Annotated in this window: 11 protein-coding genes; 2 read left to right on the top strand and 9 right to left on the bottom strand. The window is 46.2% G+C overall.

Annotated features, from left to right (window positions below; all coding sequences use genetic code 11):
* Positions 1–9: 9 nt before the first annotated feature.
* Entirely contained in the window at positions 10–273 is a 264-nt protein-coding gene (locus tag FKN08_RS17340) for a DUF4212 domain-containing protein (RefSeq protein ID WP_005397548.1), read from the bottom strand.
* A 520-nt stretch (positions 274–793) separates the two neighbouring features.
* On the opposite strand from FKN08_RS17340, the gene FKN08_RS17335 reads away from it, so the two are divergent.
* A complete protein-coding gene (locus tag FKN08_RS17335) occupies positions 794–2,539 on the top strand; it encodes a potassium/proton antiporter (protein WP_005397543.1) in 1,746 nt (581 codons plus the stop codon).
* A 2-nt stretch (positions 2,540–2,541) separates the two neighbouring features.
* Here FKN08_RS17335 and FKN08_RS17330 read toward each other — a convergent pair whose 3' ends face one another.
* The 4 genes from FKN08_RS17330 to aspA all read right to left on the bottom strand — a co-directional run bounded on the left by FKN08_RS17330 (position 2,542) and on the right by aspA (position 8,273).
* Positions 2,542–3,171 carry a response regulator transcription factor gene (locus FKN08_RS17330; RefSeq protein WP_005397542.1) on the bottom strand — a complete coding sequence of 210 codons (630 nt, stop codon included), beginning with the start codon at positions 3,169–3,171 and terminating at the stop codon, positions 2,542–2,544.
* A gap of 194 nt (positions 3,172–3,365) precedes the next feature.
* Positions 3,366–5,177, bottom strand: a complete 1,812-nt coding sequence (locus tag FKN08_RS17325; RefSeq protein ID WP_170892586.1) for a protein-disulfide reductase DsbD — start codon at positions 5,175–5,177, stop codon at positions 3,366–3,368.
* Positions 5,178–5,338: 161 nt separating this feature from the next.
* Positions 5,339–6,646, bottom strand: coding sequence for an anaerobic C4-dicarboxylate transporter (locus tag FKN08_RS17320; protein ID WP_065646964.1), 1,308 nt, complete (start codon positions 6,644–6,646; stop codon positions 5,339–5,341).
* 175 nt (positions 6,647–6,821) lie between these two features.
* Positions 6,822–8,273 (bottom strand): aspartate ammonia-lyase, encoded by a 1,452-nt coding sequence (aspA, locus tag FKN08_RS17315; RefSeq protein ID WP_005397540.1) that lies wholly within the window; start codon positions 8,271–8,273, stop codon positions 6,822–6,824.
* A gap of 430 nt (positions 8,274–8,703) precedes the next feature.
* On the opposite strand from aspA, the gene FKN08_RS17310 reads away from it, so the two are divergent.
* A complete protein-coding gene (locus tag FKN08_RS17310) occupies positions 8,704–9,222 on the top strand; it encodes an FxsA family protein (RefSeq protein ID WP_053807754.1) in 519 nt (172 codons plus the stop codon).
* A gap of 70 nt (positions 9,223–9,292) precedes the next feature.
* On the opposite strand, the gene trmL is transcribed toward FKN08_RS17310, so the two are convergent.
* From trmL to FKN08_RS17290, 4 genes are all read right to left on the bottom strand, one after another.
* On the bottom strand, positions 9,293–9,772 hold the full coding sequence (trmL, locus tag FKN08_RS17305) for a tRNA (uridine(34)/cytosine(34)/5-carboxymethylaminomethyluridine(34)-2'-O)-methyltransferase TrmL (protein ID WP_170892592.1): 480 nt from the start codon (positions 9,770–9,772) through the stop codon (positions 9,293–9,295).
* Positions 9,773–9,908: 136 nt separating this feature from the next.
* On the bottom strand, positions 9,909–10,517 hold the full coding sequence (locus tag FKN08_RS17300; protein WP_005397537.1) for a superoxide dismutase: 609 nt from the start codon (positions 10,515–10,517) through the stop codon (positions 9,909–9,911).
* A gap of 176 nt (positions 10,518–10,693) precedes the next feature.
* Positions 10,694–12,088: an envelope stress sensor histidine kinase CpxA gene (cpxA, locus tag FKN08_RS17295; protein WP_048626677.1), complete on the bottom strand. Its 1,395-nt coding sequence runs from the start codon at positions 12,086–12,088 to the stop codon at positions 10,694–10,696.
* Positions 12,088–12,777, bottom strand: coding sequence for a response regulator (locus FKN08_RS17290; protein ID WP_005397534.1), 690 nt, complete (start codon positions 12,775–12,777; stop codon positions 12,088–12,090). Before FKN08_RS17290 ends, cpxA begins: the two co-directional genes overlap by 1 nt.
* Positions 12,778–12,861: the final 84 nt, after the last annotated feature.

Raw genomic sequence — 12,861 nt, 5'->3', positions numbered from 1 at the left:
AGTTACTCCTTACTCATCTACGCCGAATTCACGGTCGATTTGGCGCATCTTCCATGCGTAATAGAAAATAATACCTAGGAAGGTGTAGATGGAGCCTTGCTGAGCAAACCAGAAACCAAGTTTGTATCCACCTAATTGAAATTGATTAAGTACGTCGACAAATAAAATGCCGCAGCCGAAAGACACTACGAACCAGATGACCATAAGGCCAATCATGAGCTTCACGTTTTTGTCCCAATAGGCTTTGGCTCTTTCTTCGCTTTCAAATGCCATTGCCGTCTCCTTACGATTGGTATTGTTGTTAAAAAAATGTTTCAACATGTACATTAGCAAGGTGTTGGCAAGAACTCTTTTCAACTTTAGTCGGGGTATAAAAAATAAAAAACTCCCGTGATATGGGCGCTTAGAGAAGAGTTAGGGTTATTTGTTAATGTTAAAAAGCTGTTAAATTAGCCAAAGGTCTAAGGAGAAAAATGATAAAAAGCACGAATAAGAGACGTGATTAATTTTTTCTTCATTGATTTTAGCGATCCTTAACAGAAACATTCTGCGTTCTTCTTTTTATCAATCAGCGAAAAAATTGGCGTGAAAAATTCACAAGTAATTTATTTACATAAAGTTTTCGTACCAAATCACCGTTTTAGCGCACAATAAAGTAATATAACTGAGTCATTCTCGTACAACCTCGCGCTTTGGGACGGTTTAAGGAGGAGGCAGATTAAGGCATTAACTTATTAACGAAGTCGCCTTAGCTCATCACAAGCATATCGTTTTTCATTAAGGGAGGGTGAGAATGGACGCAGACACCATTAATAGTTTTTTTCTTATAGGTGCGTTGTTAATCGCACTTAGCGTTCTTTTAAGCCCAGTTTCCTCTAAGTTGGGAATCCCAATTCTTTTGGTATTTTTAGCCGTTGGAATGCTGGCGGGGGAAGACGGTTTAGGCGGTATTTTATTTGATAATTTTTCGATCGCTTACTTGGTCAGTAACCTCGCATTAGCCATCATTTTGCTCGATGGTGGTATGAGAACACGGGTTGCCAGCTTTAGGGTGGCGTTATGGCCTTCGGTGTCTTTAGCAACGTTTGGGGTTGCGATCACCACTATTTTGACCGGGCTGATGGCAACGTGGTTATTCGACTTAGACTTGCTGCAAGGTATATTAGTTGGTGCGATAGTCGGTTCCACTGATGCCGCCGCGGTTTTTTCTCTACTCAAAGGTCGTAGTCTTAACGAACGTGTTGGCTCAACGCTGGAAATTGAATCCGGCACCAATGATCCTATGGCGGTGTTTCTGACTGTTACTCTGATTGCTATTTTAGCGAACCCAGATGCAGATTTGAGTGTGGGCTTTTTGGCGCTCAGTTTTCTTAAGCAGTTTGGTATTGGCGCTTTACTCGGTTTTGCTGGTGGCTGGATTTTGTGGAAGGTCATCAATCGTAATCAACTGCCGGATGGCTTATATTCGATTTTAACCGTCAGTGGTGGCTTGCTGATTTTCGCTTTATCTAATGCATTAGGTGGCAGCGGTATTCTGTCAATTTATCTGGTTGGTTTACTGCTAGGTAATCGTCCAACACGCAGCCGCCATTCCATTCTTCATGTTCTAGATGGCATGACGTGGCTAGCTCAAATCGGTATGTTCCTCGTGCTTGGTTTATTGGTTACGCCTTCCAACTTGCTCTCTATTGCGTTGCCTGGTTTGGCGCTGGCCTTTGGGATGATTTTATTTGCCCGTCCAATCTCGGTTTGGATCGGTTTACTGCCATTCAAGAGTTTCACACCACGTGAAAAGTGGTTTGTTTCTTGGGTGGGATTGCGCGGTGCTGTCCCAATCATTCTGGCGGTATTTCCAATGATGGCAGGATTGCCAGATGCGCAGTTGTACTTCAATTTGGCGTTTTTCGTGGTAATGGTCTCTTTGATTGTGCAAGGTGGCACATTGACTAAAGCGATGTCTCTGGCGAAGGTAGAGCTGCCTTCTAAACCTGAGCCAATTTCACGCACTGGTGTGGAGATTTACCCAACTAGTGAGTGGGAACTGTTTATCTATAAGCTTAAAGCGGATAAATGGTGTATTGGTGAACCATTGCGTAGTCTTTCGATGCCGGATGGAACGCGCATCGCCGCAGTATTTCGCAATAAAGCGTTATTGCATCCGTCAGGTAGTACGCGCCTCGAAGAAGACGATACCTTGTGTGTGTTGGCGCAAGAAAAGGATTTGGATGCTCTGAGCTTGCTATTCAGTGAAGCGCCTGAGAAAGCGTCATTGGCACGATTCTTTGGTGATTTCTTCCTAGATATTGAAGTGAACCTTGCCGATATTGCGATGATGTATGGCCTGAACTTGGGCGATGAGTCACTCGATAAAAGCTTAAGAAACCTTGTAGAAGAACAACTGGGGACTACACCAGTGTTAGGGGACCAATTCGAGTGGCAAGGCTTGCAATGGATCATTGCCGATGTCGTTGACCAACAAGTCACCAAAGTAGGTATCCGTTTGCCAAGCGAGCAAAGCCTGCTCGCTGACGAGGAGTGAACCTAGTCGTTCATCTCCGTTAGCATGATGACGGCTTGTGTGCGGTTTTTTACGCCGAGCTTGCGGAAAATCGCCGTCATGTGCGCTTTGATGGTGGCTTCTGAAACATTCAATTCGTAGGCGATTTGTTTGTTCAGTAAGCCATCTGACAACATCCCCAACACCTTATATTGCTGTGGCGTTAGCGCGGCAATCTTCTCCGCTAAGTCATTACATGCCGCGTTATTGGTGATCAGCCCTTCAGGAAAATACGGGTCGCCATTGAGCACTTGATTGAGCGCATTCACCAATTCGCGCATGTCGCTCGATTTAGGAATAAAACCAAACGCACCATGGCTTTTCACTTGTGTCACGATCGCTGGCTCTTCACTAGCCGAGACGACGACGATTGGTAAGTCTGGGTGTTCTGCTCGCAAGTGAATCAAGCCAGACATACCATTTGCTCCTGGCATTTTGAGATCCAATAGCACCAAATCTGGCTCTTCTTCTCGCTCTAACAAAGCCAGTAGTGCGTCGAGTGAGTCCGCTTCAAGCAAATTTGCCCCACTGATTGCCATGTGGATAGATTGAAACAAGGCATTACGGAAGAGTGGGTGATCATCTGCAATGATGATGGTGTAGGTCGAATCCATGACGTTAAACACTTTTGACTATTTCGTTAAATTTATTATTGTCCAGCTTTGAGATAGTGGACAATATTTATTCGCTAAAAGTCTGAACCAAATCGACTTTTATTAGGAAAATTGCATATAAGCGCAATTTTCTCATTCAAATCTGGGTAATAAAAAACGCCAGTGGTCATCACTGGCGTTTGAATATCTGATGATCAGAATTGTTGGATGTGCTCTAAGAAAGGCTCGGCTTGCATAAAGCCGGTTAAACGCGCGTTTGAAATGTGTTCGCCATTCGCATCCCAGAACTCGATGGTTGGCAAGCCAAGCACGTTCATGTGTTTGAGTAACTCAATATCTTGCACTTGGTTCTTGGTTACATCAGCTTGCAGAAGAACAAAGTCTTTTAGCTTGGCTTCGACGCTTGGATCATGGAAGGTGTACTTCTCAAACTCTTTACACGCCACACACCAATCGGCGTAGAAGTCGAGCATCACAGGTTTGCCAGCTGCTTTGGCTAGCGCTAGTTGTTCTTCCAACTCTGCAACATTGGCAATGCGTGTAAAGCTTACGGAAGTTTGTTGAGCTTGCGTTGCGTTATTACCAAACCAGTAATTTAATACTGGCTGTGCTGACGCGAGCAAACCCAATACGGCGATGATGCCAACGGCGCTTTGTTTCCAGCCACCAAACTCCAAGCTGTTTTTCACATGATACAGCCAACCAAAGGCAGCGATGCCCAGTGTTGACCACAGAATTGTTGACCACATTTCTGGCATGATGCGTTCCAACAAGAAGATAGGCGCAGCAAGCAGAATAAAGCCGAACAGCGTTTTCACGCGGTCCATCCAACCGCCGGCTTTTGGTAGCAACTTGTTGCCAAATACCGCCACAAGGATCAACGGAATCCCCATGCCCATCGCCAGCGCGTAAAGGGCGACTCCACCAGTGAGTAAGTCGCCACTTTGTGCGACGTAAAGCAGCGCACCAGAGAGTGGGGCGGTAGTACACGGAGAACAAACCAAGCCAGATATTGCCCCCATTGCAAACACGCCAGCACTGCTACCACCTTGCTGCTTGTTACTTAAGTTATTCAGCCACGTTTGCACGCTGCTTGGTAACTGCAATGAGTACAGACCAAACATCGACATAGCTAATGCGATGAACAGTACACTCAAACCAATCAGCACATAAGGGTGTTGCATCGCCGCTTGGAACTGCATGCCCGCAGACGCCACTACAAGGCCGAGCAGCGTGTAAGTCAGCGCCATGCCTTGTACGTAAACAAATGACAAACCAAGCGCACGACGTTGGCTCAGCTTGCCACTGCCAAGCACGATGCTGGTCAAAATTGGGTACATCGGCAGTACACAAGGGGTAAATGCTAGACCCACACCAAGTGCCAAAAACAACAACGGCGTCCACCACTTGTCGGCTAGATTCGCGGCTAAGCTATCTTGCTCACTGACTGGTACTGAAGTGGAGGTTGGTTTTGTTGCTGGCTGTGCTTGTTCTGTCGCCGGTGCCTTGGCAGTCGGTGCTACGGTGTCGGAATTGGATGAAGAAAACGCGCTGATTGGAATCTCACGTGTTTCTGGTGGGTAGCAGAAGCCCGCTTTCGCACAGCCTTGATATTGCACAAGGACGCGCGCGCCCTCTTGCCAATTACTCAGTGGGATATTGACAAATAGTGGTGTGGTATAGATATGCACATCACCAAAGAATTCATCTTTATGTGGCGTGCCGTTTTCCATTTGCAGTTCGCCCAGTGAGATGTTCTCACCAGACACAGATAAACGCTCTTGATACAGGTAATAACCATCGCGTACCTGCCAATCGAGCATCAATTTGTCGTCTTGCTGGTAGAAATTAAACGGAAATGCCTGATCGACCGGAACAAAGCTGTCGCTGCTGCTACCAAAACTGTTGTTCTGGCTATTGGTAAACTGGTCTTTGCCAAATAAAGCTAAAGACGGAGTGGAAAAGGTAATGAGCCCTAAGAGTAAAACGGAAAGTAATGCGCGCATAAAAGAGTCAATTCATCTTAGATAATTGCCGTTAGTGTAACTCAATCAGACCCGGAGGCGAGTCAATAAGTTTCATGAAAATGAAGATTTATTGAGCATAAATCAAGACAACAGGCAATAAAAAAGGGAGCCGAAGCTCCCCGAGTAAGACTCTGTTTCTACTAGATCAGTAGACCACCGAATGCGAAGCCAAGTGCTACCGCAGATGCAATGGTTACCACACCAGGTACGAAGAACGGGTGATTAAATACGTATTTACCGATACGCGTTGAACCCGTGTCATCCATCTCAACCGCCGCAAGTAGCGTTGGGTAAGTTGGCAGTACGAATAGCGCACTTACTGCTGCGAAAGACGCAACGGCGGTTAGTGGTGCTACACCGATAGCAAGTGCTGCTGGCATTAGCGCAACCGTGGTTGCACCTTGAGAGTAAAGCAGCATAGACGCGAAGAATAGAACCAGTGCTAGCATCCATGGGTAGTCTGCTAGTAGCGCACCAGCCACTTCTTTGATGCCGTCAACGTGCGCGTTAACGAAGGTAGAACCTAGCCATGCCACACCAAGAACACACACACACGCTGTCATACCAGAGCGGAATGTTGCTGCGGCTGGGATTTTGCCAGCGTCGATTTTACAGCTCATTACGATAGCTGCCGCGGCTGCTAGCATTACTGTCATGATTGCTTCGTTACGACCAAGTGCAGGGTTCTCGATTAGGCCTACTGAACCAGAGATAGCCGCTGCGTAGCACACAACAAAGGCGATCGCGCCTAGGAAGATGAAGGTTGCTTTTTTCGCTGTTGGCAGGATTTCGCGTTTTGCTTCTGTGTTGAGTTTGATTAGGCCTTTTTCTAGACGCTCTTGGTATTCAGAATCGTCTTTTAGCTCACAGCCCATGAAGTTCGCAACGAACGCACCGATCATACAAGCGATGAACGTGGTTGGGATACAGATTGCCAATAGTGTTAGGTAGTCAACGCCGAATGGGTGCAGCATCGCAGCGAACGCCACTACTGCCGCTGAGATTGGCGAGGCAGTGATAGCGATTTGCGATGCCACTACTGCGATAGACAGTGGACGAGAAGGACGCACGCCTTGGCCTTTCGCGACTTCTGCAATCACTGGCAACGTAGAGAATGCCGTGTGGCCAGTACCGGCCATCAGCGTCATTAGGTAAGTTACGATAGGCGCATAAAAGGTGATGCGCTCAGGATGCTTGCGCAAAAAGTTTTCAGCAACTTGCACCATCCAGTCTAAACCACCAGCCACTTGCATTGCTGCGATGGCCGTGATGACAGACATGATGATCAAAATTACGTCAACGGGAATGTAAGCTTGGCTTGTTGGCACACCTAAGATCAAAGACAACGCAATGACCCCAGCACCACCGGCAAAACCAATGCCGATACCGCCGATTCTAGCCCCCAAATAGATGAAGAGCAGAACCACGAAGAGTTCGACCATGACCATATTGATACCTCTTTAGTTTTTTATTGATTCTGATTTTTTGAACACTCAGGAACAGGAGTAAATGCTCAGAGAATTAGAACCCAGTGGCCTAATGGCAATAAAAGCATATAAAAAATGTGGTTAACCGTATGAGAGCTTAAAAAAGGGGCCTGAGTGGCCCCCTTCGAATTAGTTATTACTCGTAGCGTTTCGCTTTGTAAGTTGGATGCATGAAGTTTTCGACTGACAAGATTTCATCAAGCTCTTCTGCGGTTAGCAGGCCGCGCTCTAGCACAACTTCGCGAACACTCTTACCGGTTTCCGCACAAATCTTACCTACGATGTCACCTTCGTGGTGGCCGATGTATGGGTTTAGATAAGTGACGATACCGATAGAGTTGTAAACGTAGTTTTCACAAGTCTCTTTATTGACTGTGATGCCGTCGATACATTTATCACGTAGGTTCACACACGCATTGTGTAGTAGAGAGATAGACTCAAACATGCTTTGTGCGATAACTGGTTCCATTACGTTTAGCTGTAGCTGACCGCCTTCTGCTGCGAAAGAAACCGTGTTGTCGTTACCTAGAACTTTGAAGCAAACTTGGTTTACTACTTCTGGGATAACTGGGTTTACTTTTGCTGGCATGATTGAAGAACCTGCTTGCATTTCAGGTAGGTTCAATTCATTTAGACCAGCGCGTGGGCCAGAAGAAAGTAGACGAAGGTCGTTACAGATCTTCGATAGTTTCACCGCTAGACGTTTTAGTGCACTGTGCGTCATTACGTATGCGCCACAGTCAGAAGTCGCTTCGATAAGGTCTTCTGCCGCAACAACGTCAAGACCTGTTACTTCCGCTAGGTGTTTTACTGCAAGAGCTTGGTAGCCAGTCGGTGTATTTAGACCTGTACCGATTGCGGTTGCGCCTAGGTTGATTTCTAGGAGTAGTTTAGAGGTGTAATCTAGAGCACGAATCTCTTCGTTTAGTGTTACTGCCCAAGCGTGGAACTCTTGACCTACAGTCATTGGTACCGCGTCTTGTAGCTGAGTACGACCCATTTTCAGTACATCTTTAAACTCAATTGCTTTAAGTTCGAATGCGCCTTTTAGGTACTCAATTGCTTCCATTAGTTTGTGTACGCTGTTGTAAACCGCGATACGGAAACCTGTTGGGTACGCACAGTTGGTTGATTGGCTCTTGTTTACGTGGTCATTTGGGTTAACAAATTCGTATTGACCTTTCTCTTTACCCATTAGCTCAAGCGCAACGTTTGCGATCACTTCGTTTGTGTTCATGTTCACGGAAGTGCCCGCACCACCTTGGAATACGTCTGATGGGAACTGATCCATGCACTTGCCAGTTTCTAGGATCAAATCACACGCTTCGATGATGTAGTTTGCAACGTCTTTTGGAATCGCACCAAGTTCTTTGTTTGCCAACGCCGCTGCTTTTTTGGTCATTACCATACCGCGTACAAATTCTGGTACGTCAGAGATGGTCATATTAGAGATGTTGAAGTTCTCGATCGCACGTAGCGTATGAATACCGTAGTACGCATCTGCAGGGACATGACGTTGACCTAATAGATCTTCTTCAATACGAGTGGCTGGGTTTGCTGTTTTTGGAGCATCAGATAGGGTAGCCATAGCAGGATCCTTAGATGATAATTCTGATAATAAAGTTATTTATTAGCCATTTCTGCAATATAGAATCCATTCATCAGAATTTTTGGCTGGAAAATCCGTCCTGACTTATGTGGCACATGATACTGCACCTAGCGCATAAAAATAGTAACTAGATCACCTTTTTCGTTTTTCATGAGTCAATAATTTGCAAAGTATGAACGGGTTATTAATAACCCTTTATGGGTACTCGATTTTCCTCGACAAACATGGGTTTTTAGAGTTCGAAATTAGCACTTTAAAAGCACGAAAAAATCGGTATGCAATTGAATTAAACACTCCACTACCGCTTTTTCTGCGTAGGAAGAGACCAGTATGAACACGCTTTTTTACAACGATTCGTTTGAGCTTAGTCTGCTTTTACCATTACACTGAATTAAACAAAGGAGGGCGTGTGTTTCCTATCTTATTATTGGCATTTATTTTTGTCCCGATCATTGAAATCGGCTTATTTATTCAGGTGGGCGGCTTTTTAGGTTTGTGGCCGACTATCGCATTAGTATTAATCACGGCATTTGTCGGTGCATCGTTGGTGCGCAGCCAAGGCATCCAAACTCTGATGTCGGTGCAGGGGCGTCTGGAACAAGGTGAAATTCCAGCCCAGCAAATTTTTGAAGGTGTAATGCTAGCGGTGGCTGGCGTGCTGCTGTTAACACCGGGCTTTATGACCGATGCTCTTGGTATGCTGGTGTTGCTTCCTGCGCCACGCGCCGCGATTGCCAAATACTTGATGAGTAAAATGGTGGTGAAAACCATGCATGGTGGTGGCTTCCAAGGTGGTTTCTCTAACCAAGGGCCATTTGAGCAAGACCCGTTCCGCCGTGACCCATTTAATTCCCAGTCAGACGATGGCAATACCTTTGAAGGGGAATACGAGCGTAAAGACGATGATGATCGCAACAAGCTCAACTGATTGAGTCAGAGAGTAAAGAAAACAAAAGGGCGCACTAAGCGCCCTTTTTTGTGTTTGGAATTCGTGGTGCTTACAACGCGCCTTCAAACCCCATTTGACGCCATGCTTCAAAAGCAATGATCGCAACGGCGTTCGAAAGGTTTAGGCTGCGCGCATCTGGCATCATTGGAATGCGGATACGCTGCTCCATTGGCAAGCTATCGATGATTTCAGCAGGCAAGCCACGAGTTTCTGGACCAAACATCAATACGTCACCTGATTGGTATTGTGCATCAACGTGGTGACCTGTGGTTTTGGTGGTGCAGGCAAACAATCGGTAGTTACCTTGTTTCTCTTTCTCTAAATATTCTAAGAATGCTTGATAGTTCTTATGACGCATTACGCGAGCTAAATCATGGTAATCCAAACCAGCGCGGCGGACTTTCTTCTCTTCAAGATCGAAACCTAGAGGTTCAATTAAGTGAAGGTTTGCACCGCAGTTGGCACAAAGTCGAATGATGTTGCCGGTGTTCGGCGCGATTTCTGGTTCGTATAAAGCGATATCAAACATGGTATTGAAATAGAGTTGGTCAAATAGAGGGGCAGTATATACCCAAGTCAGCAAGATATGCGAGATTCAGCAAGATTGACCTGGGTATGAAAGCAGGCATTAGCGCGGACGTTAATACCGTAAGTATCGATGCTCTTTATAATAGAGCGTGAGCGTAATTTTCTTCAACCGCTCGCCAGTTGACGACGTTCCACCATGCGTCAATGTATTCTGGACGACGGTTTTGGTAGCTGATGTAATACGCGTGCTCCCACACGTCAAGAGCGAGAATTGGCTCGCCGCGTACATCCACTACGTCCATCAGAGGGTTATCTTGATTGCTGGTGGACGTAATGTGAATCTCACCATCTTTTACGATCAGCCATGCAAAGCCAGACCCAAAGGTATTAATCGCGGCTTGGGCAAACGCTTCTTTAAATTGCGCAAAGCTACCAAATTTATCGTTAATTGCCTGAGCAAGTGCGCCTTGAGGCTCACCGCCACCGTTTGGAGACATGCAATTCCAATAAATGATGTGGTTGTAGTAGCCGCCGCCATTATTACGCACTGCAGGGCTGAGCTTAGAGATATTGTCAAAGATCTCGTCTAGCGACTGAGTTTCGAGCTCGCTCCCTTCAACGGCACTTACGAACTTATCGAAATAAGTCTTGTGATGTTTGCTGTAGTGCACTTCCATGGTTTTCGCGTCGATGTACGGCTCTAGTGAATCGTACGGGTAAGGCAGAGCGGGAAATGTATGTGACATAGTAAATCCTCCTTAATTGGAAAATTTACTTTAATGCTAACGATAATTATTATCAACTTTGATCTTTGTAAGGGTATTCGAAGGCGTTCCCACCCAATTTCTAAAGTGAAGATGAAGCCGTGAATCTCTCACTCTAGAAATAGGGTGTGGCTTACTGTTAGCTCATCGGCTTGAAGTTAACGATTGATAGGTAAGGTGATACTCATACGCAATCCGCCTAACGGACTTCGACTGGCGACGATCGTTCCACTGTGCTGGCGGATGGCACTTTCGGTAATGGTTAGGCCGAGACCCGTGCCGCCGGAGTGGCGATCGCGGGCAGTCGAAACGCGATAAAACGGGCGAAAAATCGCGGCTAATTCTTCTTCTGGAACGCCCTCGCCATTGTCATCAACCGTGATATGCAGCGTATCATCATCGGCCTTGATGTCGATTTTTACCTCATCTTTCCCGTAATAAATGGCGTTACGAACGATGTTTTCCACCGCACTCATCAGCAATTTAGGATTGCCGGAGATACTTCGTTTTGGCAGTTCAGAATAGTGTAGGTGCTTGCCCATTTGCTCAGCTTCAAACTGCGCATCTTTAATGATCTCTTCCCACAAACTTTCCAGTGGCTGCGTTTCGCGAGTCATATGGCTGTTCGCCTGCATGCGAGACAGTTCAAGCAATTCGCTGATCATCTGTTCCAAGCGCTGCGCTTCGGTATCGATACGAGTCAGTTCTGGGCTTTCACCCTGCTTACGCGTCGCTAATGCACTCGCCATGCGTAGGCGAGTTAAAGGTGAGCGTAACTCGTGAGAGATGTCGGATAGCAGGCGTTGTTGTCCTGAAATCATCTGATTGACCGCCTCGACCATCTGGTTGAAGCTGCTGCCAGCTTGACGAAACTCTGCCGTGCCTTTTTCTAAATTTGGGTCTGTGACAAATTCGCCTTTCGCGACACGTTGAGCGGCGGCTTCAAGACGCCGCGCTGGCTGACTTAGTGCCCATGCAAGCCATAACAGCAATGGTGTACTAACCAGCATGACCGCGAGCAATAGCTGGAATGGGTGATCAAACAGACGCAAGAGTAGTGGTGGTGGCTCATTCCACTTGAAGCCCACATACATCAAGATATCGGAGCCAGCCAAAGTTATCGGGATTGGACCTGCAATCATGTATCGACCATACAGTTTCTGCTTTGGCTGGTTGTAATCTTCGATACTGGTGACAAAGTTTTGCATGGCACGCAATTGGAAGTTACTGCGTTTTTCTGTCGTAAGAACATTACCGCTGTAGTCAGAAAAAAATACGCGCGGACGAGGGTCATGCTTACCGTGACGGTTACCCTCGATACGAAATAGTATTCGACCTAAATCAGTTTGCTGACTGTATTTTTGTTGGATTGCGTCACGCGTTTCTACCATACGTTTATAGTGCTCTTCTGGAATGTCGCGAGCTTTGCGAGGGTCCAAATGTGGCAGTGATAGCACAGCTATCAGCACCAATAACATAGTGAACCAAAAAATGGCAAAGATGCGTCCATACAAGCTATTGATGTTTGGCAGTTTGATGCGTGATAGGCGCATTAATCCTCCTCAAGCAGCATGTAGCCACGACCACGCAGGGTTTTGATTCGCGGCTTGCCATTGCTCTGATCTGGTAATTTTTTACGTAAGTTCGAAACATGCATATCGATCGCGCGATCAAAAGCGGCGAGTCGTTTACCAAGCACATCTAAGCTCAATGTTTCTTTAGTTAGCACTTGTCCTGGGTTTTGCACAAAGTGGGTCAACAGAGCAAACTCGGTTGCTGTGAGATCGAGCAACTGTTGATCGCAGTATGCTTCTTGTTTACCTGGATAGAGGCGGAGCTCTTGATACTCAATGCAATCGCTGTTTTTGGTGTTTTTCTGTGTGCTGCTGGTACGGCGTAAGATCGCACGGATACGTGCTAACAGTTCACGGTCGCTAAAAGGTTTCGGTAAATAATCATCCGCGCCTAGCTCTAAACCGATCACGCGGTCAATTTCTTCCCCTTTAGCGGTCAGCATCAAGACAGGAGTTTCCCAGTTTTCACGCAAGCGTTTAAGGGTTTCCATGCCATTTAGCTTCGGCATCATGACATCCAACAAAATCAAATCAATCTTATCATTGACCGCAGCTAAGCCTGCTTCGCCATCATTTGCTTCGCTGACGTCAAATCCTTCGAAACTGAGTACTTCTTTTAATAAGCTGGTTAGCTCGATATCGTCATCAATTAAAAGAATGTTTGCCATGGGGGCACCTATAGTAAGTTACCGATAGCTTAATATTACATTGGAATGATGTGCTGCGAAGAGGGTAAAAATCACTCTTTACGA

The organism is Vibrio sp. 1-2 (7-a), assembly GCF_013048515.1.
Taxonomy (GTDB): Bacteria; Pseudomonadota; Gammaproteobacteria; order Enterobacterales; family Vibrionaceae; genus Vibrio; species Vibrio diabolicus.
This window is presented reverse-complemented; position numbering and strand designations above follow the sequence as displayed.